The organism is Streptomyces sp. RLB3-17, assembly GCF_007113425.2.
GTDB lineage: Bacteria > Actinomycetota > Actinomycetes > Streptomycetales > Streptomycetaceae > Streptomyces > Streptomyces mirabilis_D.
Genome location: NZ_CP041610.2, coordinates 7,094,905 through 7,120,687 on the forward strand (window position 1 = coordinate 7,094,905; position 25,783 = coordinate 7,120,687).

The following is a 25,783-nucleotide window of genomic DNA, read 5'->3' on the forward strand; positions in this document are numbered from 1 at the left end:
GGAGGGCGCGGGGTCTCGCCCGTATCCGATGCCCTCGTCGGCACCGGTGATCACGGTGATGGTCATGTGTCCCACGGGCCGCGCCGCCCGGGCGGACAGACGGAGCCCTCCGCGTCGGGGGGACTGGCAGTACCAGGCTGTGGTGGCGCCGGGCGAGCACCATGGAGGGGTGAGCCAACGAGACCCTCGGGACCATCGCGAGCACGGAGAGCTCGGTACCACGCTGCGGTACTGGCGCGACCGGACCACACCCCAGGAGGCCGGGCTGCCGAGGGGCGGCGCGCGGCGGGCGCCCGGACTGCGCAGGGAGGAGCTGGCGCAGCTCGCCGGGCTCTCGGTGGACTATGTCACCCGCCTCGAACAGGGCCGCGCCACCGCCCCCTCCGACCAGGTCGTCGGCGCGCTCGCCCGCGCCCTGCGCCTGTCGGAGCCCGAGCGCGACCACCTCTTCCGGCTGGCCGGGCAGGCCCCGCCCGCGGCCGGATACATCTCGCAGCACATCCCGCCGAGCGTGCAGCGCCTCCTGGACCAGCTGAGCCAGTCCCCGATCGGGGTCCACGACGCGGCGTACAACCTCATCTCGTGGAACCCGCTGTGGGCCGCGCTGGCGGGGGACCCGTCCGGGTGGCGCGGGCGGGAACGCAACTACGTGTGGCGGCAGTTCACGGGCCTGCCCAGCCGGACCACGCACACCCCGGAGCAGGAGCGGAGGCTGCGCACGGCCCTGGTGTCGGATCTTCGGTCCGCCACTGCCCGCTATCCCGACGACCGGGGGCTGCGCTCGCTGATCGCGGATCTGCGGCGGGAGAGCGAGCCGTTCCGTGAGCTGTGGGCCTCGCACGCGGTCGGGTTCCACAAGGCCGACACCAAGGCGGTCCACCATCCCGAGGTGGGGACGATCCTCCTGGACTGCGACACGCTCGCGGTGCCGGGCGGGGATCTGCGGATCACGATCTGCTCGGCCGCGCCGGGCACGGAGGCGGCACAGCAACTGGCGCTGCTCGCGACGCTCGGGTTGCAGACGCCGGCCACTGTCCTCGACTGACCGATGGGTGTGTGGCACCCGGTCCGCACGTCGCTGCGGGTGCGCGCGGACCGGGGCCGTACAAGGGGAGCCCGGGGGCTCGGACGCGGGCTCTCAGCGAGCCGCGAGTTCGCGGGGTTCGGCGGCCGGGGCGTGGGCGTCCATGCGCTCGGCGGCCAGGATCGCGCCCGCGGTGTCCGCGCGGGACGCGGCGACGACGAGGGCACGACCGGCGAGGGCGTGGGCCCGCTGGTGGAGCGCGACGACGTGCGGCTCGCGCACGGCGGCGGCCGACGCGCGGACCGGCGCCACTCCTCCCCGCAGCCGCGCCACCTGCTCGGCGAGCCGCTCGGCCGCCGCGTCCAGGTCGGCGGACGGCTCGATCGCGCGGATCTCGTCGGTCACCGTGAGGAGCGCCGCGAGGTGTCCGGCGAGCTGGATGTCCAGCTCCTCCTCGCGCGACCGGTGGGGGAAGTCGGAGGGGGTACCGGCCGTCGTGTGGACCGACTTGGTGCGGATCGGTTCGTACATGGGGACGGCCTCCTGTGCTGTTTCAGGAAGCCATCCTAGCTTAGATTTCGTCTAAAGTTGAGTCGAATCGCAAAGGTGCATACCCATCACGCAGCGTGAACGTCGGGGCCGGCCGTGTCCGTTCCATCGTGGAGACGAGCGGCAACATGAACAGCCCCCGGCGGGCGATCGGTTCGGTCGCCGTGGAGCGGCTGGAATTCGGCGCGCCTACTCGGACGCCTCATCTCGAAATGGGAGAGTGATGCCCTTGCCACTTCACTTGGTGCCCCACTGGAGGGCCTACATGGCCGATATTGAAGTCTTCGGTTGGCAGAGCGACCATTCTGGCGGATACTATCGCATTCAACTCCCCCTCCAGGCGCTCGCAATGTGCGGTCGCGTCACGGTAAGCGGCTTCTATATGCCGGACCTTGTGCGCGATAATCCGAAAACAGTTATCGTCGGGCAGCGCATCTGTGATCCTCACGCCACCCGGGTATGGCAGAGTCTTGCCGCTGAAGACCACAGACTTGTTTTCGAGATCGATGACGATCTATGGAACACCGACCCCTCCTCCGCGTCGGTCCACAAGTACTTCGCGGATGAGGAGATCCAGGCCAATCTTCGGCGTAACATCGAGGTCTCGGCAGCGGTAACGGTTACCACCGAGCCACTGGCCGATCGAGTGAGGCCGTGGAATCCGAACGTGCATGTTGTTCCCAACGCGGTCCCGGACTGGCTCGTCAACCGCCAGCCACAGCAGCGCGGCGATGGCACCATCACTCTCGGCTGGGGTGGCAGTCCGACCCATCAAATGGACTGGGAACGACACGGAGGCCCAATCCATCGCTTTCTTGACCTTCATTCGCAGGCAGAGATTCATTGCATCGGAAACAATTACGCGCGTGTGATGGGGCTACCTCAGGAGCGTATCCGGTTCACGCCCTGGGTGGCCAACGTGGAGACATATCTCCATACCATCGACTACCACATTGGCATTGCCCCGCTGCAGGAGCACATTTTCAACCGGAGTAAATCCGCACTCAAGGTCATCGAGTGTGGAGCCCTCGGCATTCCCGTGGTTGCGTCCGACGTGGGACCCTACCGGGACTACGTCCAGGATGGAATCACAGGGTACCTGGTACGCGGCGACCGCGAATGGGTTCGTTATTTGAGCGCCCTTGCCAATGATTCCGACATGCGAGTCGCCATGGGTGAAGCCGCCCGCGCCCGGGCGGCGCAACAGACCATCAGTTGCCTGACGCCACTCTGGGAGAAGGCAATCTTCGGTTAACCTGATGTGCGAAGTTTGGAAAAAGTGATATGCACCTGGAAATCGGTGGCGGCAATCTCGTTCGGGAAGGCTGGATCAATCTGGATTCCCGAAACGGGGAAGGTCAATGGCAGCGATGTGCGCAGCAGACGCCGTGGCCAACCGGGGAGGGGACGGTGGAGAGCATCAGGGCGTCACATGTCATGGAGCACATCCCCGCCGGGCAGGAACGCATCGATGTGATGAACGAAGCTCACCGCGTCCTCAAACCCGGTGGCACCTTTGAGATCATCGTTCCGTTGGCCGGCACATGGCAGGCGATCGCCGACCCTACGCATGTTTCCTTCTGGTGCATGGAATCCTTCCGCTACTTCGATGGCCTGCACAGTGCGGACGCGGACTACGGCATCAAGTTGTGGGAGACGGTCGAGCTTTATGTCGCGGGTGGCTGGGAAGGTCATTGGCTGGGGAGGCCTCGATGAGGACCGATCTGCCCCGTGCCCCGGAACGCGAGCGGAGAGGCGAGTGGATCCCCGGACAAAGCTGCAGCTCATGCGGGTGAGCCACCCGCAGTCGCGCTGTGATGAGGAATGCCCGCTGCTCTTCCCGTGTGAATGTGAGAGCGTCAGGGTTGGCTGTAGCCGTCCAGGAAGTTCCCGATCCGGGTCACCGCGTCGGTCAGATCGCCCACGCTCGGCAGGGTGACCACTCGGAAGTGGTCCGATTCGGGCCAGTTGAAGCCGGTCCCCTGGACGACCATGATCTTCTCTCGGCGGAGCAGGTCGAGGACCATCCGGCGATCGTCCTTGATCTTGAAGACCTTCGGGTCGAGCCGCGGGAAGAGGTAGAGCGCGCCCTTGGGCTTCACGCAGCTCACGCCCGGGATCTGGGTCAGCAGCTCGTAGGCGACGTCCCGCTGTTCCTTCAGCCGGCCGCCGGGCAGCACCAGGTCGTTGATCGTCTGCCGCCCGCTGAGTGCCGCGACCACGCCGTGCTGACCGGGCATGTTCGCGCACAGGCGCATGTTCGCGAGGATCGTCAGGCCCTCGATGTAGGAGTCGGCGTGCGCGCGGGGGCCGGAGATCGACATCCAGCCGACCCGGTAGCCCGCCACCCGGTACGCCTTCGACATGCCGTTGAAGGTGAGGGTGAGCAGGTCGGGCGCGACCGAGGCGGTCGGGGTGTGCGTGGCGTCGTCGTAGAGGATCTTGTCGTAGATCTCGTCCGAGCAGACCAGGAGGTTGTGGCGGCGGGCGATGTCGGTGAGCCCGCGCAGCATCGCCTCGTCGTACACCGCGCCCGTCGGGTTGTTCGGGTTGATGATGACGATCGCCTTGGTGCGGTCGGTGACCTTGCGCTCCACGTCCGCGAGGTCGGGCATCCAGTCCGACTGCTCGTCGCAGTGGTAGTGCACGGCGGTGCCGCCGGACAGGGACACGGCGGCGGTCCACAGCGGGTAGTCCGGCGCCGGTACGAGGACCTCGTCACCGTCGTCCAGCAGGCCCTGCATCGCCATCACGATCAGCTCGGACACGCCGTTGCCGATGAAGACGTGCTCGACGTCGGTCTCGATGCCGAGGGTCTGGTTGTGCATCACGACGGCGCGGCGGGCGGCGAGCAGGCCCTTCGCGTCGCCGTAGCCGTGCGCCGTCGACACGTTCCGGAGGATGTCCTCCAGGATCTCGGGCGGGCACTCGAACCCGAACGCGGCCGGATTGCCGGTGTTCAGCTTGAGGATCCGATGCCCCGCCGCTTCCAGCCGCATCGCCTCCTCGAGCACCGGGCCCCGGATCTCGTAACAGACGTTGGCGAGCTTGGTCGACTGGATCACCTGCATGACGGTGAGCTTACGGCCGCGTAACGCTCGGCGGGGGGTGTTTTCCACCACGTGAGACGTGGCGTTTTGGATGACTTTCTTCCCCGGCGTTGTGCCGTAAGCCCTTGCAGTCCTTAGAATCCGCGCCGATGTCCTGGCAGAACGGCGAGACCGAGGCCGAGCCGAGGGTGTACCTCCCGAGCGGTGACGGCGAGGCGCCCCCGGCGTACGAGGCGTACGCGGATCCGGCGGCGGCGCACGGCTGGCAGGACGCGTACGACGGGGCGGGTGCGGACGAAGGGCCGGGTGTGCGGACGGCCGATGGTGACGGGCCGGGGGCGGGCGGCGAGGGCGCCGTGGCGCGTGCCGGGGCCGGCCGCCGTGACGGCTCGCGGCGCCGCCGCCGGAAGCGGCTCCCGCGGCGGCGGGTGGCGGTGGCGGGCGGGGCGGTGTGCGCGGTCGTCCTCGGCGCGGTGGTCGTGGGACTGTTCGACTCCGGGCCGTCGGGGGGCTCCTCGCCCTCGGGGCGGAGCGACGGTGACGGCCGGGGCGCGTCCGCGTCCCCGGAGCCGACGGCTTCCGCGGGTGGCTCGACCGCCGGCGCGGCGGAGACGACGCCGGGCGACTCGCCCGCCGCCTCCGGCGCGAGCACCGGGCGGACCTCTCCGGGCGCGTCCGCGTCCACGTCGGCGACGCCGTCGCCGACGGCACCGCGGTCCCCGTCGGCCGGGACCCCCACCACTTCCACCACCCCCACCACCAGCCCCACCGCGACCGCGACCACGGGTCGCGGTGCCGGCAACGGCAACCCCGGCCACGGCCAGGGCGCCACCAAGCGGCCGAAGTAGCCGCCGGTCCCGACGGGTTCTGTCCGGGCCACGGCAGGCCCCGCGGTGGTGTTCGCCCCCCGGTCGCTCGCCCGCGTATACGACACGCCCCGTCCCGCCGCTCCGGCATGCCCATGGCCGGAAACCGCTCCTTGTCGCTCCCGTCCCCTCGATTGACAATGCGCATGACAAAACTGGAAGTGGCCGGAAGATCTCCGGCCGCCCAAGTCGCAAGAGGGGACCCCCACATGAGAAAGCCTCTCGTCGCCGCGCTCTTCGCCCTGGTGATCACCGGGGCGGGCGTGGCACCCGCGGTCGCGGCACCCGCACCCGCGGCGGCGTCCACGTCCACGTCCACGTCCGCGTCCACGTCCGCGTCCGCGGTCAAGGCGGACACGAAGGCGGCGGCGCCGACCCTCCAGGCGGTCAGCCTCGCCGGGACCGTCGCGCTCAGCAACTGCTCCGGCTCCGTCATCCGCTTCCCCAACTCCGCGGACAGCGACCCGGCGCTCGTGCTCTCCAACGGCCACTGCCTGGAGACGGGCTTCCCGGCGCCCGGTGAAGTGATCGTCGACCAGGCGTCCAGCCGTACCTTCGGCCTGCTCAACTCCGCCGGCACCCGGGTGGCGACCCTGCGGGCCGGCAAGGTCGCGTACTCGACCATGACCGACACGGACGTCACGATCTACCAGCTCACCAGCACCTACACGACGATCAAGAACTCGTACGGCATCAGCGCGCTGACCGTGCAGGACACGCACCCGACCGTCGGCACCGCCATCACGGTCGCCTCCGGTTACTGGAAGCGGCTCTACAACTGCAGCATCGACGGGTTCGCGTACCGCCTCAAGGAGGGCGACTGGACCTGGAAGGACTCCATCCGATACACCTCCGCCTGCAACACCATCGGCGGCACCTCGGGCTCGCCGGTCATCGACCAGGCCACCGGCAAGGTCGTCGCCGTCAACAACACCGGTAACGAGGACGGCGAGACCTGCACGGTGAACAACCCCTGCGAGGTCGACGCGAGCGGCAACGTCACCATTCACCCGGGCATCAACTACGCCGAGGAGACCTACCAGATCCCGGCGTGCTTCACGACCGGCAACAAGCTCAACCTGAGCGCGAGCGGATGCACCCTGCCCAAGCCGTGACCCCTGCGCGGCGGCGGGCGGTCACCGGGGAGTCCGGCGGACCGCCCGCCCCGCCAGTACGTCCGTCCGCCGCCCGTCCTCGATCGCGAACCGGCCGTCGATCAGGACGTACGGGATGCCCGTGGGGAGTCTGCGCGGCTCCTCGAACGTCGAGCCCGCCGCGACCGTGGCCGGGTCGAAGAGGACCAGGTCGGCGCGGTACCCCTCGCGGACCAGACCGCGGTCGGGCAGCCGCAGCCGGGCGGCCGGACGGCCGGTGAGATGGGCGACGCACTCCTCCAGGGAGAGGACGCCCAACTCCCGTACGTACTTCCCCAGATACTGCGGGAACGTGCCGTACGCGCGCGGGTGCGGCTTGTCGCCGCGCAGGATGCCGTCCGAACCGCCGGTGTGCACACGGTGCCGCATGATCGCGCGGACGTTCTCCTCGTGGCCTACGTGCTGGAGGATCGTCGGGCCCAGCCGGTCGTCGAGGAGCAGGCGGCGGGCGGTCGTCCAGGGGCTCTCGCCGAGCCGGTCGGCGGACTGCCGGACCGTGCTGCCGACGTACGGCGCGAGGGCCGGGTCGGTGACCCCCGAGATCTCGATCGTGTCCCACTCGATGGGCACGCCGTGGCAGCCGTCGGCCCCGATCACCTCCATGTGGTGCCGGACGCGCTCGGCCGTCTCCTCGTCCTTCAGGCGCGCGAGGATCGCCTCCGGGCCGCCCTCGCTCGCCCAGCTCGGCAGCATCGCCACGAGCGTGGTGCAGCCGGGGGTGTAGGGGTACGTGTCGAGGCTGATGTCCGCGCCCGCGGCGAGGGCGTCGTCCAGGAGGGCCAGCAGCTCCGGGGCCCTGCCCTCGTTGACGCCGAAGTTCATGGTGGCGTGGGCGAGGTGGAGCGGGCAGCCCGCCTCACGGGTGAGGGCCACCATCTCCTCGTACGCCGCCAGGGCGCCCGCCCCGTACGAGCGGTGGTGCGGGCAGTAGTAGCCGCCGTACTCCGCCACCACCCGGCACAGCTCGGTGAGTTCGGCGTCCCGGGCGTACATGCCGGGGGTGTAGGTGAGGCCGGAGGACATGCCGACGGCGCCCTCGCGCATCCCGTCGGCCACCAGCCGCCGCATCCGCTCCAGCTCCCGCGCCGTCGCCGGGCGGTCCTCCCAGCCGACGGCGAGCATCCGGACGGTGCCCTGCGGGATCAGATACGCGGCGTTGACCGCGATGCCCTCGCCGTCGAAGCCGTGGTCGAGCCGGTCCAGGTACTCGCCCACCGAACGCCAGCCGAAGTCGATGTCGTCGCCGGGTCCGTTCCAGCCGGTGATCGTGGACCGGACCTCCGCGAGGGTGCGGTCGTCGACCGGCGCGTACGACAGCCCGTCCTGGCCGATGACCTCCAGGGTCACCCCCTGGGCCGCCTTCGCGCTGTGGTCCGGGTCGCGCAGGAGGGCGAGGTCGCTGTGGGCGTGCATGTCGATGAAGCCGGGGGAGAGGGCCAGGCCCTCGGCGTCAAGAACCCGCCGGGCGACCGGCCGCAGACAGCCGGCCGCCGCGCCCTCCTTGAGCACGGTGGTGATCCTGCCGCCCTCGATGCCCACGTCGGCGCGGTACGAGGGGCCTCCGGTGCCGTCGACGACCTCCGCGTCGCGGATGACGAGATCCATCACAGGGGCCTCCGGGAAACACACGAAACACTCGTCACAACGGCCTCTCAGAAGAACGTACGGACGTAGTCCACGACCGTGCCGTCCGCCTCCACCAGCGGAATCAGCTGCCACTTGTCGAAGGACGTGCAGGGATGGGACAGCCCGAGGCCCACCCAGTCCCCGACCTCCACGTCCGCCTCCGGGTCCGTGGACAGCCACGCGTGCTGGTCGGAGAGCGCGGTCACCGTCAGACCCGTCGCCGGCCGCTCGGCACCGTCCCGCCGCACCACCTGGGCCTCGGGCAGATCGAGGTCGTACGCCGCGTCCCGCTTGCCCGCGTTGACGAAGGCCTGATCGGGGGAGGGCCGGGAGACGACCTGGGCCCAGAGGCGGAACGCGGGGTGCAGCGCGCCCTCCTCGGGGACCCGGGCGAAGGGGGTCAGCCGGCGGTAGTGGCCGTCGTCGTGCGAGACGTAGGCGCCCGAGCGCAGCAGCTTCAGTACGGGCAGGGAGAGGTCGGGGAGCTCGGAGAAGACGTCCGCGACGGCGTCGAACCAGGCGCTGCCGCCGGCGCTGACGACGATCTCCGCCAGTCCTTCGAACCGGCCCGCCTTGTCGAAGTCCACCGCCAGCGCGGTCAGCCGCCGCAGCCAGGCGTGCACGCGCTCGGGGTCCGCCCCCGGGACCTCGCCCTCGTAGCCCGCCACGCCGACCAGCCGCAGGGTCCGCGTCGCGGCCACCGCGTCCGCGACCGCCGCGCACTCGGCCTCCGTACGCACACCGGTGCGGGCCCCCGCGCCGGCGGCGAGCTCGACGACCACGTCCACCGGACGGGTGGAGCCGTGCAGCGCCGCGTCCATCAGCTCGACGCCGCGCACCGAATCGACGTAACAGACGAAGCGGAAGTCCGGGTCGGCCGCCAGCTCGGACGCGATCCAGCGCAGCGCCGCCGCGTCGACGAGTTCGTTCGCGAGGAAGATCCGCTCGATCCCGAACTCCCGTGCCACGCGCACCTGGTGGGGCACGGCGAGCGTGATGCCCCAGGCGCCGTGCTCGATCTGCCGCCAGAACAGCTGCGGGGCCATCGAGGTCTTGCCGTGCGGGGCGAAGGCGAGGCCGTGGCGAACGGCGTACGTCTCCATCAGTTCGAGGTTGTGCGTCAGGCGCTCGGCGGACAGGGCGAGGACGGGGGTGGTGAAGCCGCCGGTGAAGAGGTCGCGGCGCTGGGCGGCCAGCTCGCCGACGGTCAGACCCTCGGCGTCCGGGGGGAGGCCCTTGAAGTGGTGGTCGACGCGGTCCGCGGCGAGACGGTCCGCCGCCAGACGGGCGGCGGCTTCGGAGGCGGTCATGGGGCCATCCCTTCAAGGGTGCTGCGCTGCGTTGCATCATGTGCAACGGTCATTGCGCATGTCGTTTACTGCTGTCTAACATCCCAGCCAACGCAGGGTCAACGGTGCCGCCCGGTCCCCGTCGGCCGCGAGAACGAGGAGCCCCAGACATCGTGACCCCCAACGGACCTGTCGACGCCCCGGACGTCGTGGATGTCGTCGCGCTCGGCGAGTCCATGGTCACGTTCCTGCCCACCCGGCCCGGGCGCCTCGCCGACGTGCCGTCGTTCGAACGGGGGATCGGCGGAGCCGAGTCCAACGTGGCGTGCGTGCTCGCCGCGACCGGCCACACCGCGCGCTGGGTCGGCCGGGTCGGCACCGACGGGTTCGGCGACCACCTCGTCGAGGCGATCGCCGCGTACGGCGTCGACACCTCCGCCGTACGAAGGGATCCCGCGCGCCCGACGGGCATCTACTTCCGCACGGCGGGCGACCGGGCGAGCGACGCCCACGAGGTCGCCTACTACCGGGCCGGATCCGCCGCCTCCGCGATGACCAAGGACAACGTGGACCTGGACGCCCTGCGCTCGGGCCGCGTACTGCACCTGTCCGGCATCACCGCCGCGCTGTCCGAGGACTGCCTCGGCCTCATGCGCGAACTCACCGCGCCCCGCGCGAGGCGCCCCCTCGTCTCCTTCGACGTCAATCACCGCGCCGGGTTGTGGCGCGACGCCGACGGACCACGCGTCCTGCTCGACCTCGCGCGCGGCGCGGACATCGTGTTCGTCGGGGACGACGAGGCCCGTGCCGCCTGGGGGCTGTCCGGGGCACGGGCGATCCGCGAGGCGCTGCCGGAACCGGCCGTCCTCGTCGTCAAGCAGGGCGGGGACGGGGCGACCGTGTTCGAGAGGGCCGCGGCGGGCCGCGCGGCCTCGGAGGGCGGCCAGGACGCCCCCGACACCGCCACGTTCGTACGCGCCCTGCGCGTCGACGTGATCGCGGCCGTCGGCGCGGGCGACGCCTTCGCCGCCGGGTTCCTCTCCGCCACCCTGCGCGCACTGCCCGCCCGGGAGCGGCTCCGGCACGGCCACCTCATGGCCGCCGCCGCCCTCACCGTCCACGGCGACCTCGCCGCGCCCCCCTCCCGCGACCACGCCGACCGGCTGGCCGCTCTGGACGACGACGCGTGGGAGACACTTCGACTCGGCCCCGGCTGGACCGAAGCCGTCACGCGGGCCCAGGAGGAGGTACGTACCCCATGAGCCAGACCGTCGACCGAGCGCTGAGCATCCTGCCGCTGCTCGCCGAGGGCCCCGCCGACCTCGGCCAGGTCGCCGACCGCCTCGGCGTCCACAAGTCCACCGCGCTCCGCCTCCTGCGCACCCTGCACGAGCACGGCCTCGTCTACCGCCAGTCCGACCAGCGCTACCGCCTCGGCGCCCGCCTCTTCGCCCTCGCCCAGGAAGCCGTCGAGAACCTCGACGTCCGCGAGATCGCCCACCCCCACCTCGTACGGCTCAACGAGACGTGCGGGCACACCGTCCACCTCGCGGTGTACGAGGAGAACGAGGTCCTCTACATCGACAAGGTGGAGAGCCGCTACCCGGTGCGCATGTACTCGCGGATCGGGAAGCCGGTCGCCATCACGGTCGCCGCCGTCGCCAAACTCCTCCTCGCCGATCTCCCCGAGCCCGAACGCCGCGCCCTCGCGGACAAGCTCGACTACCCCATGTACACGGCCCGTTCGACCCCCAACGCGCCCGCCTTCCTCAAGGAACTGGCCACGGTGCGCGAACAGGGCTGGGCCACCGACCTCGGTGGCCACGAGGAGTCCATCAACTGCGTCGCGGCCCCCATCCGCGGCGCCGACGGACGCGTCGTCGCCGCGATGTCGGTCTCCGCGCCGAACGTCGTCGTCACCGCCGACGAACTCCTCACCCTGCTCCCGCTGGTGCGCCGGACCGCCGACGCCATCAGCCACGAGTACTCCGGCAAGCCCCCAGCCAAGGAAGAGAGTTCCCGACGTCCATGACCGAGAAGACCGCCCTCACCCCCAAGACCCACACCACGCCGCCCGCGAAGTTCTCGCACGGCGTGAAGAAGGGGAACATCCTCCAGGTCGCCGGACAGGTCGGCTTCCTCCCGGCCGAGGAGGGCAAGCCGCCCACGCCCGCCGGTCCCACCCTGCGTGAACAGACCCTCCAGACCCTCGCCAACGTTCAGGCGATCCTCGAAGAGGGCGGCGCGAGCTGGGACGACGCGATGATGATCCGCGTCTACCTCACGGACGTCGACCACTTCGCCGAGATGAACCAGATCTACAACACCTACTTCGAGGAGCAGGGTCTCACCGCGCCCCCCGCCGCCCGCACCACGGTCTACGTCGGCCTGCCGGCCGGCCTCCTCATCGAGATCGACGCGCTCGCCGTACTGGGCTGAGCGCCCCCCTCGAACTCCCGCACCCCGTACGTCATCACGGCACGGCCGCCCTCCCCATGGGACGCCGTGCCGCGATCCCCCCTGCCCGAAAGCCGCATGCCCCACTTACCCGACTGCAGAGGTCCCCCGCCCATGTCCTCACCCATGCTGCTCGCCGCCACCACCGCACCACCGGTCCCACCCCACACCGGCGGCCTGATCGCCCTCATCCACGGCACCGCCGGTCTGCTGACCGTCGCCGCGCTCGGCATCGCCCTGCTCCTCGTCCTGATCATCAAGGTGAGACTCCAGCCCTTCGTGGCGCTCCTCGCGGTCTCCATAGCCGTCGGCCTCGCGGCCGGTCTCTCCGTCACCGAACTCTTCGGCACGGTCCAGCGCTCCGACGCCGTCTCCCTCATCGAGTCCGGCATGGGCGGCACCCTGGGCCACATCGCGATCATCATCGGGCTCGGCACGATGCTCGGCGCGATCCTCGAAGTCAGCGGCGGGGCCGAGGTGTTGGCGTCCCGGCTGCTGAACCTCTTCGGCGAGGAGCGGGCGCCCCTCGCCATGGGCCTCACCGGCCTCATCTTCGGTATCCCGGTCTTCTTCGACGTCGGCATCTTCGTCCTGGCGCCGATCGTGTACGCGGCGGCCAAGCGCGGCGGCAAGTCGATCCTGCTCTACTGCCTGCCCCTGCTCGCGGGTCTCTCCATGACCCACGCGTTCCTGCCGCCGCACCCGGGCCCGGTCGCCGCCGCGGGACTGCTCCACGTACAGCTCGGCTGGGTCATCCTCATGGGCATCGTCTGCGGCATCCCCGCCGTGCTCGCCGCCTGGGTCTGGTCCGCGTGGATCGGCAGGCGGATCTTCGTCCCCGTACCGCAGGACATGGCCGAGGCCGCCGACGAGGCGAGGGCCGCGCTGGTCGAGGAGCAGCGGGCCGCCGGGGTCGCGCCGCAGGAGAAGCCGGTGCCGCTCGGCACGGTCCTGGCCATCATCGGTACGCCGCTGGTGCTGATCCTGCTCGCGACCTTCTCCTCGATCGCCTTCGACCCCTCCACGGGCCGCTCGGTCATCGAGTTCTTCGGCCACCCCTTCGTCGCCCTGACGATCGCGCTGCTGCTGGCGTACTACCTGCTCGGCATCCGCCGCGGCTGGTCCCGCAAATCGCTGGAGACGGTGTCCACGGCCTCGCTGAAGCCGGTCGGCAACATTCTGCTCGTGGTCGGCGCGGGCGGGGTCTTCGGCGCGGTCCTCAAGGGCAGCGGGGTCGCCCAGGCCCTCTCCGACACCTTCAACGACGTCGGCCTGCCGGTGATCGTCCTCGCCTACCTCATCTCCCTGGTCCTGCGTGTCGCCCAGGGCTCGGCCACGGTCGCCATCGTCACCACGGCCGGCATCGTGGCCCCGCTGCTGACCGAGGGCGACCACTCCCAGGCCTTCGTCGCCCTGGTCATCATGGCGATCTCGGCGGGCTCCATCTTCGCCTCGCACGTCAACGACGGCGGCTTCTGGATGGTCGCGAAGTACTTCGGCATCTCCGAACGGGACACCCTCAAGACCTGGACGGTTCTGGAGTCGGTGCTGTCGGTGGCGGGCTTCGCGGTGGCGGCGGTGGTGAGCCTGTTCGTGTAGGTACGGGGCGTCTTCGTACAACAGTGGCGTTGCCAACTTGGGGGCTGGCTGTGTCCGACACAGGATCTTCGACCATACTGCCCGCTGTGGAGCAGCGCATAGGTTCGAAGAGCCAGCCCCTGGACGCCGCCGCGGTGAACCCGGCGTACATCCCCGGGCTCACGTCACCCGCGAAGGCGGAGCCGAAGGACGCGGCCGTCGAGGAGGCCGAGTCCGAGGAGACCGCCTCCGAAGAGGCCGCGTCCGAGGAGGCGGTTGTCGAGGACGCCGCCCCCGAGACGGCGGTCGCCGAGGAGGCGTCCGCCGAGCCCGAAGAGGAGGCCACCTCCGCATCCGACTCGGACTCCGAGCCCGAACCGGACCCGGACGGGCCGGTGTTCGAGGCGTCCGACCGGCGCGCCTCGATCAAGGCCGACCACAGCGGCGTACGCCTGCGTCTGGACGACCAGGAGGCGGAGTTCCGCTGGGACGAGATCGGCGCCGTCGAGACGGAGTCGCCCCGCTTCGGGAAGCGGTTCACCATCACGGTGCACACCCCGGACCGCCGCTGGTACCCGATCGAGATCGAGGCGACGGCCCGGGCGCGCTTCAAGGAGTGGGAGGACCAGCTGGACGCGGTCCTGGACGCCTACTTCGAAGACGGTGAGGTTTCTGAAGAGGTTTCTGAAGAGGCCCCGGACGAGAGCGCCCCGTAGGAGCGCGGGGAACTGCGCGACCAGCCACATCCGGCCCGCAGTTCCCCACTCACCGGCTTGTCCCACTCCTAGCTGCAGTACTGCGTCGCCTTCCCGATCGACCGGTACATGCAGTCCGCGTTCTCCAGCAACTGCAACACCGCGTCCCGGTTCCGCGAGGTCTCCCGCTCGATCACCTCGTCGGGCGGGTAGAACCCACCTCCGGAACTGGACGTCGGATACATCTCGAAGGTGTAGTCGAAGATCTTCTGACTGCCCCAGAGGTAGTCGTCGATCGACCCGTCGGTGATGTACAGGTCGCTGGACTGCTCCGGGGTGTACCCGTTGCTGGCCGCCATCTTCTGCCCGACGGCCTTGAACGCGGCGGCGTCGTCCGCGGTCATGCCGGTCGCGGTGTCGGCGGTGGTGTACCCGAAGGGCCACAGCACGAGTTCGCTGTACGTGTGGAAGTCGATCCCGGCCTTGATCTGCTGCTTCCCGCCGACGACCCGGCCGCGCACGAAGTCCGCGACGACCTTCACCTCGGGCGCGGACTCGGCGGATGCGCCGCGGTAGGTCTCGGAGGACGTGGAGCCGGACGAGCCGCCGCAGCAGCCCCACTTGTAGTTCCAGTTGCGGTTGAGGTCCGTACCGACGTACGAGGAACCGGAGTTGGGCTGGCGGTTCTTGCGCCAGGAGCGGTAGGAGCCGGTCGCGATGTCGTACTCTCCGCCGTCCGGATTGAGGTCCGGGACGATCCAGATCTCACGGTTGTTCACCATGTCGGTGACCCGGGAGTCGCTGCCGTACCCGGCCCCGAGCTCGCGCAGCAGGTACAGCGCCATCTCGACGGTCAGGTGCTCGCGGGCGTGCTGGTGGAAGGTGAGGAGGACCTCGGGCTCGTTCTCGTCGGTGGCGACGTTGTCGCTGACCTTGATGGCGACGATGTCCCGGCCCTGGTACGACTTGCCGATCACCCGCTTGCTCATGATGGTCGGGTAGGCCGCGAGGCGCTGGTCGATCTCCGTGTTCATCTCGGTGTAGTTGTGGTACTTCGAGTCGGCCGAGGGGAAGTCGAGGAGGCGGACGTCACCGGCGCCGTTGGACCGGTTCGGCGCGGATCCCAACAGGGAGACCTCGTAGCCGAGTCGGCGCAGCTTTTCGGCCTGGTCGGCGCGGCCCGAGACGACGACGGTCTCCTCGTCGGCCTCGTCCACGGTGACGCCGGTGCGCTGGATGGCGGTGCGGGTCACCGGGGTGGTGCTCTGGTGGATCTCGTACTGGCGGATGTCGTCGGCCGAGGGCGCGGGGGCCTTCGCTCCGGTCGCCGTGGCGTGGCTGGCGGTGGCGGTGATCGGGGCGGCGAGGGCGAGCGCGAGCAGGGTCGCGAGGGTGACGGTGCGCCTGCCGCGTCGGTGAAGTCGCATGAAGTCTCCTTGGCGGAGTGTGGGGGGTGGAACCAGTGCGACGTACGGAGTGCGGGTGTGGCGCTCATGGTGAGTGTTTGGCATGAGCGGGTCAAGAGTCGCTAAAGGGCCGATGGCGGAAACCGGTCATGCGTCGGACCCCGCCGGCAGGTCCGTCCGACGGGGCCCGAATGGGGACAGAGGTGGGGGAACTCAGCCCAGGCCGCGCCACTTCGCGCTGAGGGCGATCGCCCGGAGCTGCTTCGCCGTGAGCGCGGGGGCGGTGCGCGTCGCGGCGGTCACCTGGCTGCCGGAGTTGAAGGCGCTGACCACCACGCGGAACCCGTCGGTCCTGATGGTGTCGGCGGTCCACATGACGATGCCGGCGCCGCCCTTCTTGCCCGGCTCCTGGCGCGTGATGACCTTCGTGCCGTCGGCCAGCGTCTCGGTGCCCGCCCCGAAGAGCTGGTGCTCGACGTCCGACATGTTCGGCTGCACGTTGATCTGGATCAGGCTCCTGCCCTTGCCGTCGTCGACGACGGCATAGGCGTACCCGCTGTCCGGGCCGTTCTTGGCGACCACCTCGACGCCCTTGGGCAGCAGCGACACGAGCGTGGAAGCGACCGCGCTCCCGTCGATGCCCGAGGGCTGTGCGGGTGCCGCCGTCGGGGCCTTGGGGTCCACCGGGATCGCGTCGACGACGCCCAGCCACGCGCCGGCCGTGGCGAGTGTCTTCAACCGCGGCGTGGACAGCGGAGGTTCGGCCCTGCTGACCGGCGCGCCCTTCTCGGCCGCGGCGTTCCATTCGCTCACGTTGACGTGCTGACCCTTGGGGGTGACGAGGTCCGCCGTCCACAGCTTCGTGTCCGCGCGGCGGTCCGGGTACTCGTACCCCTGGAAGATCTTGAGCGCCGAGCCGTCGGGCAGCCTGGTCACGACGCAACTGTCGTACAGCTTCAGGACCTTGTCCGGGCACTCGACGGTCTGTCGGGCCTGCTCGCTGCCCGGCAGGACCCGGTTGAAGCCGACGGCGACGGCCGCCTTGCCCTTGCCGTCGTTGTAGACGACCTGGGCGTACGGCGGCAGCTTCTCGTTGGTGCCGCGTGCTTCCGCCGAGCCGAACTCGCCCCGGGGGAGCAGCTTCTCGAGGAGGCCGATGAGTTGGTCGCCGGTGTAGGACGTTTTGGGGGTGGCCGAAGCGACGGGGGTCTTCGCACCGGTGGCCACGGACTGCCGTCCGCCGTCGCCGCCCGGTACGAGGAGTGCCCCGCCGAGGCCCACGAGCGCGACCGAGGCCACGCCCGCCACGACGGCGGCCCTGCGCCGCAGCAGCAGTCGGTGGCCGCGTGTCGCGCCGGCGGCGACCAGGGCGCGCCGGTCGGTCTCGTAGGCCCCGCCGGCCTGGCGCAGGGCCTCGCCGAGCCGTTCCTCGAAACGGTCCTCGTCGTCGTCGCCCCGGTGGTGGTCGTGGTACCGGTCGTGGTCGTGGTGGCGGTCGTCAACGGGCATGGCGAATCACCCTCTCTGCTCTCCGTAAGGGCTGTCTGTCGGAGCGGTCTGTACGGTCGTCGGCGCCGGCGCCGACGCCGGGCCGGGGTCAGGGTCTTGCGTGCTCGCCGAGGGCGTCCCCGAGCAGCAGCCGCAGCCGGGCGAGCGCGCGGGTGCAGCGGGTGCGTACGGCGGCCGAGCTGACGTTCATGGCCTCGGCGGTCTCCTCGACGCTGCGGTCCTCCCAGTAGCGCAGCACGACCACGGCCCGGTCCTTGGCGGACAGCCGGCCGAGTGCCTCGACCAGGGTCAGCCGCAGGGGTGTGTCGGTGTCGGCCGCGCGCGGGTCGGGAAGGTCGGGGAACTCGTCCGTGGCGCGTTCCCGGCTGCTGCGGCGCCGCTGGTGGGCGAGGAAGGTACGGGTGAGGACGGTCTGCGCGTATCCGGCGGGGTTGCCGACGCGGGAGACCCGGTACCAGCGGACGTACAGGCGACCGAGGGTCTCCTGCACCAGGTCCTCGGCGAGATGGGTGTCCCCGCCGGTGAGCAGACAGGCGGAACGGTAGAGATGCCCCGCCCGCGCCGCCGCGAACTCGGCGTAGTCGTCCCCCCGGACCTGTCTCATCCCGCCCCCGCGTCTCTGGTACCGCCGCCTTCACCTCATTGATGCGCCGGCCCCCCGGAAATGTTTCAGCGGACGGAGAGAAGGTCCGGGAGGGGCCCACAGGGAGCCCACGGGGAGCCCTCCACGTAGGGGGTCTGTGTACGCCGGGATAGGTTGCCGGAGTGACTGACCAGCCGCCCGCCTCCACCCCACCGGGCTTCGGCCCGCCCCCGCCGCAGTATGCCCCGCAGTACGCCCCGCAGCCGCCCCTGCCCCCGGCGCCCGGCCCGGAGTTCCTGGCGGTCGACAAGCACAACTCGGTCGTGGTCGACGCGTCGGGTGTGGCCTTCGAGATGTACGACATCACGGTCGACTTCCCCTGGCCCGAGATCCGCAGCGTCCACTACAAGGCGAGCCCCAACGGCAAGGCCCTGATGGTCGCCGTGGTCCACCTGGACGGCAGGGTCTACGAGTGCGTGGTGACCGCGAAGCCGCGGGAGTTGTTGCGCGGGTGGTTCGCACAGTTGGCGTGGGTGCTGGGGTACTACCGGCCGATGGGGTAGCCGTCCGGCGTCTCAGAGGAGGTGGTCGGCCCTGCCCGCCTTGATGCCGAGGATCATGGTGCGGAGCGCTTCGCGGGTGTCGGTGAGGTAGTGGTCTTCGGCTCCGGCTATGGCGATGTAGGCGTTGCCGTCGGGGTCGGTGCCGAGGCGGAAGCAACTGGCTCCTCTCGGACCTGCGCGACGATCCCTACGGCGCCGACACGGACAAGCAGTTGTTCACCCTTTACGCCGCCGACACCCCTGACGTGCGGGAGAAGAACGAACAGTACGGTGACGACTCCGACCACCGCGGCGCCGACATCAAGGTCCGAGGCAAGAACTGGGACAAGATGGAGCCGCACCTCGACGATGCGATGGCCTGGAATGCCCTCAGTGATGATGAACGCGCGAAGGCCATCGCGCAGTTGGAGTCGCAGACTCCCGCAGGACACCACGTCTCCCTCGACCCGCTCTACAGCACCGGCCAGACCACGGGCACCGGCACCGGCGAGCCCGAACCGGGAACACCGTCACCGAGCCCCGGCCCGACCCCCACGCCGCCAGGAGTTCACTGACCCCATGAAGAGGACCGCAGTAGCGCTGATCGCATGTCTTCTGGCGGTACCGCTCACCGCATGTGACGCCTTCAAGGCCCCCAGCTCCGATCAGCTCACCCCCATGCCCAGCAACGTCCCTACGACGCCGCAGTACCGGACGGCGGATGACGTGGTGGCTGCGCTCGATCGAGGGGGCATCACCTGTGACGTGCTCCGGCGCAAGGCTGGCGGCCTCGACTGCAGGACAGCGATCGACGGAGCGGAGGTGGAGAACCAGATCCAGGTGCTGGATCCCAAGAAGTCCAGCCGGAACGAGGTCGGGGACTCCATCGCCAGCTGGCGCAGCAGCGGCAACACCGTCGTGGCCGCCGGCAACTGGTTCATCCGCGTCCTGCCCAACGGCTCCCCCGACTACTCCGTAAAGATCGCCAAAGCCGTCGACGCCGTCGTCCTTCCTCCTCTGTATCGCCTGCCCGCCATCCCCCAGAAGCCCCGATACAAGAGTGTTGACGCGCTCGCCGACGCGCTGGAGAAGTCCGTCGGCTGCGACCGGCGGAAGACGGAGTCAGCCGACCAAGTGCTGTGTGCGACGCAGGCGGCGAAGACGCGTCCCTGCGGTCGGTCCGGCGATGGACGCGACGCCCACCTCATGCTGCACGACAGCTCCGCCACCCGGAACGACTACATCCGGCTGCTCCTCAGCGACGACCATCTCCCGTACTACATCGCCACGGCCGGGAACTGGACCATTCAGTTCTGCGACACCGCCACCGGGCAGGAAGCGGCCCGGGAACTCGGAGGGGTCGTGGTCGACCACAAGGCGAACAAGTGAATGAGTACAGCTCGAACGCGCCTTCCGCACATCTGATCCGCGCGCCTTCTGCCGGGACTGCGGGGAACGCCATGGTTGCCACCAGGCCGAGGCGGTCCACTCGGCCGCCTGAGCCGAGACCGACGGTGAGCGCTTGTTCTGGCGCCGCCCCAGGACAGGTCGCAGAAACAACCCCTCGACCCGCCACCGCCGAGACCGTTCGCACCTGGCAACAAGCCGGGATGCGACGACAGCCTCGGGCGGGGCGGGCCGTGTTCAGGGGACGTGGAGAGAGGCGCGTCAGCCGAGCGCGTGCACGTGTGCCCCCACCGAGTTCGACCACGCGTTGCCCGCCGACGCGTCCCAGTTCGTCGACCAGGTCATCGCGCCGCGCAGGTCCGGGTAGGTCCTGGAGGGCTTGAAGGAGCCGCAGTTGGTGCCCTTGGCCAGGCAGTCCAACGCGTTGTTCACCACCGTCGGAGAGACATAGCCGCTGCCCGCGCCGCTCGTCGAGGCCGGCAGGCCCAGGCCCACCTGGGAGGGGGCCAGGCCGCCCTGGAGCTGGATGCAGGCGAGGGCGGTGAGGAAGTCGACCGAGCCCTGGCTGTAGACCTTGCCGTCGCAGCCCAGCATCGAACCGCTGTTGTAGTACTGCATGTTGACGACCGTCAGGATGTCCTTGATGTTCAGGGCCGTCTGGAAGTACGTGTTCGACGTGGACTGCATGTCGATCGTCTGCGGGGCCATCGTGATGATGAGAGAAGAGCCCGCCTTGGCGGAGAGGGACCTCAGGGCCTGCGTCATGTACGTCGCGTTGAGGCCGTTCTCCAGGTCGATGTCGACGCCGTCGAAGCCGTACGTCTGCATCAGGGAGTAGACGGAGTTCGCGAAGTTCGCCGCGGACGTGGAGTCGCTGATCGACACCGTGCCGTTCTGGCCGCCGATGGAGATGACGACCTTCTTGCCCGCGGCCTGCTTCGCCTTGATGTCCGCCTTGAACTGGTCGACGGTGTAGCCGCCCAGCCCGGCCGAGTCGAGGTTGAAGGTCACCGCGCCCGGCGTGGTCGTCGCGTCCGCGAACGCCACCGCGATGATGTCGTACTGGGACTGCACGGCGGAGATCTTCTGCACCGTCGCGCCGTTGTTGAAGTTCTGCCAGTAGCCCGTGACGGCGTGCTTGGGCAGGGAGCCGCCACCGCCGCCCGAGGACGCGGTCGTCGTGCCCGTCACCGCCGTCGACTTCGCCGACTCACCCGCCGCGTTCGTCGCCGTGACCTGGAAGGAGTACGAGGTGGAAGCCGCGAGGGACGAGACGGTCGCCGAGGTCCCCGTCGTCGACTGGACCTTCGTACCCGCCTGGTAGACGTTGTAGCCCGTCGCGCCCGACACCGTGTTCCAGGAGAGGGAGACGGAGGAGGACGTGGTGGAGGAGACCGTCAGACCGGTGGGCGCCGCCGGGATCGTGGGGGCCGGGTCGCCGCCTCCGCCGCCGTCGGGGCCGAAGACCGAGAGGTCGTCGGCGTAGTACGGGGCCTGGCCGTACCACCCGTGCGTGTACACCGTCACCGAGGTCGTCGACGCGCCCGTGGTGAAGGTGGTCGAGAGCTGTTTCCAGGAGGCGGAGTCGGGGGTCCAGGTCGAGACGTCCGTGGTGCCGGTGCCCGTCACGCCCAGATAGGCGTACCCGCCCTGCAGCCACGCGCTCAGCGTGTACGTCGAGTTGGGCTTGACCGCGACGGCCTGGGTGCACTGGGCGTTGTCCTGCCCGGCGGGCGTGCCCTTGAGCGCGGCCGAGCCGCCGTGCACCGGCGAGGAGACGGTCGTACCGCTGCCCGCCGTACAGGTCCAGTTGCTCAGGCCCGACTCGTAGCCGCCGTTCTTTGCGTTGTTGACGTCCGCCGCCTGGGCCTGGCCCGCCAGACCGGTCAGGGAGAGGACGGAGGCGGTGACGACGGCGGCTAGGGCGCCCGCCCATCTCCGTCGGGGCGGTCGGGGCATACGTATGACGCGGTCCACTGGGACCTCCGGTGAGGGGAGGGGAGGGGGGAGAAGAGGGGATGCGGAACGGTGGCCACCGTCGTACGTTGCTGGCGTACAAGTTGGTCCAGACCAATTGGGTTGTCAAGACCTCTGGTGGGTGACAGGGGTGGCCGGGTGCCTCAATGGGCCCACGGGGTGGGCGACTTGTGGCATATTCGTCTCACTCTCCGTTGATCAAGGCCGTACCTTCCGTGAGTTGATGTGGAAGATTCGGTGTTGAGGCGGCCATGCCGTGGATATGGTGCTGATGCAAGAGGACGTCACAGGGGCCATCTGAGGCGGTGGTCGACCACCCCGCCACAGTGAACGGGGTGTGTGCAGCGTGCCGACCGCGATAGCCGTCACCAGTCCCGATCTGGTGCTCCCGCCGCACGACCGACAGACCCCACCCGCCGTGGTCCAGCCCCTCGACAGTCTCGAAAGCTCCCTCACGGGCATGCACGCCCTCATCGAGCAGCACGGGTACGTCATCGCGCTCTACCCGGCCTCGGTCGAGGACGCGGTCACCCGGCGGCTGCACACCGTCCGCTCCGTCCTGGAGAGCGACCGCATCGCCCTGCTCGGCATCGACCTGCCGCCGCTCGGAGTGGCCCTGCTGGCCCAGCAGTTGCGGCAGCTGTCGGTCTGCGACTTCAGCCCGGGCGTGCTCGCCTCCTCCGCCCGGCTGCTCGCCCACTACATCTACGCCGGCGCCCTGCTCGGCTCGGTCGCCAAGCTCGACCGGGTTCCGGTGACGCTGAAGTCGCACGCCAAGTCATGGGTGCCGGGCGCCCAGTTCGCCGTACTGTCCCATCCACGCCCGCAGCTGGCCCGGATCGGGCAGGACGAGCTGACCGGGCCCGAGTTCGGCACCCGGCTGCTCGTCGCCGCGGGCCAGCCGCCCTCCGACTGGGTCACGGCGACCCTCGCGCCCGCCTGGCAGGTGCAGGGCGTCGCGACCGTACCGCTGCCGCAGGAGTCGGCCCGCTGGTGGGGCACCACCAAGCTCGCCGAGTTCGCCGCCGGTCTGTACGACGTCTCCGTGCTCTACCAGCTCGTGTCGTCCGTCCGCCGGGAGGAGTGCCACTGGTGCGGTCTCGAACTCATCGGTGACCGCTGCGGGTTCTGTGCCGCGCCGCTGCCTCCGCCTCCCGAGCTTCCGACGGCCACGGTGCGGGCAGCATCCTCAGTACGCGCTCTGCCCCGAGGCGCAACTTGAGCACCCGCAGTACACGTGAAGAGCACCAGGCACGACCGCTCGACCCCGCCGTCCCCGCCCCACGATCGAGGTTGTCCGCGTCATGAACTCACGCCAGCGCCGCGGCGTCATCCTGCTGGTCCTCTCGGTCCTGTGCGCCCTGGGCGCCTTCGCCGGAGTGCTCTCGGTGATCCGCGACGTGAACTCCAAGGTCGGCCCGGAGGTGGCGGCGTACCGCCTGAAGGACGACATCGCGCCCTACAAGGAGCTGTCGGCCGACCAGTTCCAGAAGGTCTCGATGCCCAAGCGCTGGCTGTCGAGCACGGCGGTCACCAGCCTCGGCCAGATCCGCGGGAAGATCGCCGTCACCCAGCTCCAGAAGGGCTCCCTCCTCCAGACCGACATGATCGTGGACCGGCCCGCGCTGGAGGCGGGCCAGCAGGAGATCGCGATCATGATCGACGCGGCGACCGGCGTGGCCGGAAAGATCGACCCCGGCTCCAGGGTCAACATCTACGCCACCTTCAAGGCCGAGAACGACAAGCAGAAGAACCAGTCCAAGGTCATCGTGGCGAACGCCCGCGTCATCGACGTCGGCAAGCTCACCGCCCTCGACCCCGCCCAGTCCACCAACGACCGGCGCAACAGCGCCACCCAGGCCGTCCCCATCACCTTCGCGCTCGACACCGCCGACGCCCAACGCGTCGCGTACGCCGAGTCGTTCGCCGAACACGTCCGCCTCGCCCTGGTCGCGGGCGGCTCCGACGCGACCGTCGCCCCCGGCGACCGTACGTACACCCTCGACGAGGACAAGTAGGAGGCCGCGCATGAGGTCCACGCCCACGGGGCTGTGCCGATGACCATCCGTATCCTCCCGGCCGTCAGTGACGTCGACTCGGCCCGCGCGCTCGCCACCCTGCTGAGCCAGCTCGCGGACGCCGAGCCGGCCCCGCCCGTCCCCGACTCGACGGCGCTCCTCGACACCCTGGCGCGGCTCGCCGCCGAGTCCCTCGACGAACTGCCCGAAGTGGTCCTGGTCCACGAACGCATAGGTCCCGTACCGGCGTTGGACCTGATCCGCGACGTGGTCATGCGCTTCCCCGCGATCGGCGTCGTCTTCATCACCGCGGACACCAGCACCGGTGTCCTCACCGCCGCCATGGACTCCGGCGCCCGCGGCATCATCGGCCTCCCGCTGGGCTACGACGCCCTCGCCGAACGCGTCCAGGCCGCCGCCGGGTGGTCCCTCGGCATGCGCCGCCACCTCGGCAGCGGCACCCCCGAGCTGTACGCGGGCCCCGGCGGCACCGTCGTCACGGTCACCGGGGCGAAGGGCGGCGTCGGAGCGACGGTCACCGCCGTCGAACTCGCCCTCGCCACGCAGGCGTCGGGGCGCAGCGTCGCGCTGGTGGACCTCGACCTGCAGTCCGGGGACGTGGCCTCGTACCTGGACGTCCAGTTCCGGCGGTCGATCGCCGACCTCGCCGGAATCAGCGACATCAACCACCGCGTCCTCCAGGACGCCGTCTACACCCACGACAGCGGAGTGGGCCTCCTGCTGGCCCCGGCCGAGGGCGAGCGCGGCGAGGAGGTCACCGACCGGGTGACCCGCCAGGTCCTGGGCGCCCTGCGCTCCCGCCACGACGTCGTGGTCGTCGACTGCGGCGCCCAGATGAACTCCGCGACCGCCGCGGCCGTCGAGATGGCCGACCGGGCCCTGCTCCTCGTCACCCCCGACGTGGTCGCCGTGCGCGCCGCCAAACGCATGGTCCGCATGTGGGACCGCCTCCAGATCCGCAAGGCGGAGGAGACGACCACGGTCGTCAACCGTTTCGCCCGCGGTACGGAGATCCAGCCCTCCCTCGTCGAACGCGTCACCGGCACCAAGGTCGCCCGCACCTCCGTCCCCGCCGCCTTCAAGGAACTCCAGTCGGTCGTCGACGCGGGGCGCCTCCAGGACCTGGACACCCGCTCCACGGTCAAGCAGGCACTGTGGGCGCTGGCGGGGGAACTCGGTCTCGTGGTCGCCCAGGAGACCGGCGGGGGAGGCGGCAGGCGCCGCAAGACCTCCTCGGACCGGGGCGCACTGGCCCTGCGGCGCAAGGGCGGCGACCGGGGCGCGGTCACCCTCGAATTCGCCGGCATGTTCCCGATCCTGCTCGTCGTGATGACGATCCTGTGGCAGTGCGTGCTGTACGGCTACTCGTACTCGCTGGCCGGGAACGCGGCGGACGAGGCGGCGCGGGCGGCGACGGCGGCGTACGCGGTCAACGGTGACGTAGCCGGGGCCTGCCAGACGGCCGGGAGCAAGCATCTGCCGGGCGCCTGGAACGGTGCCACGATCAGCTGCGGCGCGGCGGGCTCGGTCATGAAGGCCACCGTCGACGTCAAAGTGCCCCTGTTCTTCCCCGGCTTCGACGCCGGGTGGCGTGTGAAGGGGAACGCGGGCGCCGCGCTGGAGGGGAACAACCGATGAGGCCCCTACGGTGGCTGAGGCGTCGGCTCCGCGACGACCGGGGCGTCTCCATGCTGGAGTTCGCCGGGTTCCTGCCCATCCTCCTCGTCATCGGGATGGCCGCCATCCAGCTCGGCCTCATCGGCTACGGGATCAACCAGGCGGGGACGGGGGCGCGGGCGGCGGCCCGGGTCGCCTCGCAGGGCGGCGACGGCTCGGCGGCCGGACAGGCCGCCGTGAGCGGCTGGCTCAAGCCGAGTGTGAAGCCCGACGAGGGCGCCGACCTCACCACGGCGACGGTCACCGTGAGTGTTCCCGGAGTGATCCCCCTCTTTGGCCCCTACACCGTCACCCGCCACGCCACCATGCCCACCGACAACTGACCCGGAAACGGACAACCGACGAATGACCGGGA

The 25,783-nt window shown here is 70.1% G+C and carries 25 protein-coding genes; 17 read left to right on the forward strand and 8 right to left on the reverse strand.

What is annotated here, in order from left to right; translation table 11 throughout:
- Positions 1 to 169 precede the first annotated feature (169 nt).
- Positions 170 to 1,045 carry a helix-turn-helix transcriptional regulator gene (locus FNV62_RS32210; RefSeq protein ID WP_143655650.1) on the forward strand — a complete coding sequence of 292 codons (876 nt, stop codon included), beginning with the start codon at positions 170 to 172 and terminating at the stop codon, positions 1,043 to 1,045.
- Positions 1,046 to 1,138: 93 nt separating this feature from the next.
- On the opposite strand, the gene FNV62_RS32215 is transcribed toward FNV62_RS32210, so the two are convergent.
- A complete protein-coding gene (locus tag FNV62_RS32215; RefSeq protein ID WP_097286059.1) occupies positions 1,139 to 1,555 on the reverse strand; it encodes a hypothetical protein in 417 nt (138 codons plus the stop codon).
- Between the two features lie 283 nt (positions 1,556 to 1,838).
- Between FNV62_RS32215 and FNV62_RS32220 the strand changes: the two genes are divergently transcribed.
- Entirely contained in the window at positions 1,839 to 2,828 is a 990-nt protein-coding gene (locus FNV62_RS32220) for a glycosyltransferase (RefSeq protein ID WP_164331800.1), read from the forward strand.
- 29 nt (positions 2,829 to 2,857) lie between these two features.
- Entirely contained in the window at positions 2,858 to 3,289 is a 432-nt protein-coding gene (locus tag FNV62_RS32225) for a methyltransferase domain-containing protein (RefSeq protein WP_097286061.1), read from the forward strand.
- A 143-nt stretch (positions 3,290 to 3,432) separates the two neighbouring features.
- Here FNV62_RS32225 and FNV62_RS32230 read toward each other — a convergent pair whose 3' ends face one another.
- On the reverse strand, positions 3,433 to 4,644 hold the full coding sequence (locus FNV62_RS32230; protein WP_097286062.1) for a pyridoxal phosphate-dependent aminotransferase: 1,212 nt from the start codon (positions 4,642 to 4,644) through the stop codon (positions 3,433 to 3,435).
- A 128-nt stretch (positions 4,645 to 4,772) separates the two neighbouring features.
- Between FNV62_RS32230 and FNV62_RS32235 the strand changes: the two genes are divergently transcribed.
- Both FNV62_RS32235 and FNV62_RS32240 read left to right on the forward strand, forming a co-directional pair.
- Complete coding sequence (locus FNV62_RS32235; RefSeq protein WP_143609109.1) at positions 4,773 to 5,471, forward strand: hypothetical protein; 699 nt, start codon at positions 4,773 to 4,775, stop codon at positions 5,469 to 5,471.
- A gap of 227 nt (positions 5,472 to 5,698) precedes the next feature.
- Positions 5,699 to 6,604: a S1 family peptidase gene (locus FNV62_RS32240; protein ID WP_143609110.1), complete on the forward strand. Its 906-nt coding sequence runs from the start codon at positions 5,699 to 5,701 to the stop codon at positions 6,602 to 6,604.
- Between the two features lie 21 nt (positions 6,605 to 6,625).
- Here the strand turns inward: FNV62_RS32240 and FNV62_RS32245 are convergent, their stop codons facing one another.
- Positions 6,626 to 8,248, reverse strand: coding sequence for an N-acyl-D-amino-acid deacylase family protein (locus FNV62_RS32245; protein ID WP_143609111.1), 1,623 nt, complete (start codon positions 8,246 to 8,248; stop codon positions 6,626 to 6,628).
- A gap of 47 nt (positions 8,249 to 8,295) precedes the next feature.
- Entirely contained in the window at positions 8,296 to 9,579 is a 1,284-nt protein-coding gene (locus FNV62_RS32250) for an amino acid deaminase (protein WP_143609112.1), read from the reverse strand.
- 152 nt (positions 9,580 to 9,731) lie between these two features.
- Between FNV62_RS32250 and FNV62_RS32255 the strand changes: the two genes are divergently transcribed.
- The 5 genes from FNV62_RS32255 (at position 9,732) to FNV62_RS32275 (ending at position 14,309) form a co-directional block, all read left to right on the forward strand.
- Positions 9,732 to 10,820: a sugar kinase gene (locus tag FNV62_RS32255; protein WP_097286066.1), complete on the forward strand. Its 1,089-nt coding sequence runs from the start codon at positions 9,732 to 9,734 to the stop codon at positions 10,818 to 10,820.
- Positions 10,817 to 11,590: an IclR family transcriptional regulator gene (locus FNV62_RS32260; protein ID WP_060899204.1), complete on the forward strand. Its 774-nt coding sequence runs from the start codon at positions 10,817 to 10,819 to the stop codon at positions 11,588 to 11,590. The genes FNV62_RS32255 and FNV62_RS32260 overlap by 4 nt, the downstream gene beginning before the upstream one ends.
- Entirely contained in the window at positions 11,587 to 11,997 is a 411-nt protein-coding gene (locus FNV62_RS32265) for a RidA family protein (RefSeq protein WP_054234976.1), read from the forward strand. Before FNV62_RS32260 ends, FNV62_RS32265 begins: the two co-directional genes overlap by 4 nt.
- A gap of 132 nt (positions 11,998 to 12,129) precedes the next feature.
- On the forward strand, positions 12,130 to 13,614 hold the full coding sequence (locus FNV62_RS32270; protein WP_054234977.1) for a GntP family permease: 1,485 nt from the start codon (positions 12,130 to 12,132) through the stop codon (positions 13,612 to 13,614).
- Positions 13,615 to 13,700: 86 nt separating this feature from the next.
- Positions 13,701 to 14,309 carry a hypothetical protein gene (locus FNV62_RS32275; RefSeq protein WP_097286069.1) on the forward strand — a complete coding sequence of 203 codons (609 nt, stop codon included), beginning with the start codon at positions 13,701 to 13,703 and terminating at the stop codon, positions 14,307 to 14,309.
- A 68-nt stretch (positions 14,310 to 14,377) separates the two neighbouring features.
- Here FNV62_RS32275 and FNV62_RS32280 read toward each other — a convergent pair whose 3' ends face one another.
- From FNV62_RS32280 to FNV62_RS32290, 3 genes are all read right to left on the reverse strand, one after another.
- Positions 14,378 to 15,715, reverse strand: coding sequence for a M14 family metallopeptidase (locus tag FNV62_RS32280; RefSeq protein WP_143627929.1), 1,338 nt, complete (start codon positions 15,713 to 15,715; stop codon positions 14,378 to 14,380).
- 192 nt (positions 15,716 to 15,907) lie between these two features.
- Entirely contained in the window at positions 15,908 to 17,203 is a 1,296-nt protein-coding gene (locus FNV62_RS32285; protein ID WP_164331802.1) for a hypothetical protein, read from the reverse strand.
- An 88-nt stretch (positions 17,204 to 17,291) separates the two neighbouring features.
- Positions 17,292 to 17,807: a SigE family RNA polymerase sigma factor gene (locus FNV62_RS32290; RefSeq protein WP_054234980.1), complete on the reverse strand. Its 516-nt coding sequence runs from the start codon at positions 17,805 to 17,807 to the stop codon at positions 17,292 to 17,294.
- A gap of 161 nt (positions 17,808 to 17,968) precedes the next feature.
- On the opposite strand from FNV62_RS32290, the gene FNV62_RS32295 reads away from it, so the two are divergent.
- The 3 genes from FNV62_RS32295 to FNV62_RS54710 all read left to right on the forward strand — a co-directional run bounded on the left by FNV62_RS32295 (position 17,969) and on the right by FNV62_RS54710 (position 19,717).
- Complete coding sequence (locus tag FNV62_RS32295; RefSeq protein WP_097286071.1) at positions 17,969 to 18,349, forward strand: hypothetical protein; 381 nt, start codon at positions 17,969 to 17,971, stop codon at positions 18,347 to 18,349.
- Positions 18,350 to 18,561: 212 nt separating this feature from the next.
- Positions 18,562 to 18,903, forward strand: coding sequence for a hypothetical protein (locus FNV62_RS32300; protein ID WP_179858265.1), 342 nt, complete (start codon positions 18,562 to 18,564; stop codon positions 18,901 to 18,903).
- Between the two features lie 4 nt (positions 18,904 to 18,907).
- Positions 18,908 to 19,717 (forward strand): hypothetical protein, encoded by an 810-nt coding sequence (locus FNV62_RS54710; RefSeq protein WP_186003126.1) that lies wholly within the window; start codon positions 18,908 to 18,910, stop codon positions 19,715 to 19,717.
- A 279-nt stretch (positions 19,718 to 19,996) separates the two neighbouring features.
- Here the strand turns inward: FNV62_RS54710 and FNV62_RS32310 are convergent, their stop codons facing one another.
- Positions 19,997 to 21,694, reverse strand: coding sequence for a chitinase (locus tag FNV62_RS32310; RefSeq protein WP_143627930.1), 1,698 nt, complete (start codon positions 21,692 to 21,694; stop codon positions 19,997 to 19,999).
- A gap of 364 nt (positions 21,695 to 22,058) precedes the next feature.
- Between FNV62_RS32310 and FNV62_RS32315 the strand changes: the two genes are divergently transcribed.
- From FNV62_RS32315 to FNV62_RS32330, 4 genes are all read left to right on the forward strand, one after another.
- Positions 22,059 to 22,934 carry a hypothetical protein gene (locus FNV62_RS32315; protein ID WP_101913835.1) on the forward strand — a complete coding sequence of 292 codons (876 nt, stop codon included), beginning with the start codon at positions 22,059 to 22,061 and terminating at the stop codon, positions 22,932 to 22,934.
- Between the two features lie 82 nt (positions 22,935 to 23,016).
- Positions 23,017 to 23,730, forward strand: a complete 714-nt coding sequence (gene cpaB, locus FNV62_RS32320) for a Flp pilus assembly protein CpaB (protein WP_097286074.1) — start codon at positions 23,017 to 23,019, stop codon at positions 23,728 to 23,730.
- 39 nt (positions 23,731 to 23,769) lie between these two features.
- The gene (locus FNV62_RS32325; RefSeq protein ID WP_143627932.1) at positions 23,770 to 25,389 is read left to right on the forward strand and encodes an AAA family ATPase; all 1,620 of its coding nucleotides are present in this window, start codon (positions 23,770 to 23,772) and stop codon (positions 25,387 to 25,389) included.
- Positions 25,386 to 25,751: a TadE/TadG family type IV pilus assembly protein gene (locus tag FNV62_RS32330; protein WP_225900451.1), complete on the forward strand. Its 366-nt coding sequence runs from the start codon at positions 25,386 to 25,388 to the stop codon at positions 25,749 to 25,751. The genes FNV62_RS32325 and FNV62_RS32330 overlap by 4 nt, the downstream gene beginning before the upstream one ends.
- The last annotated feature ends 32 nt before the right edge of the window (positions 25,752 to 25,783 follow it).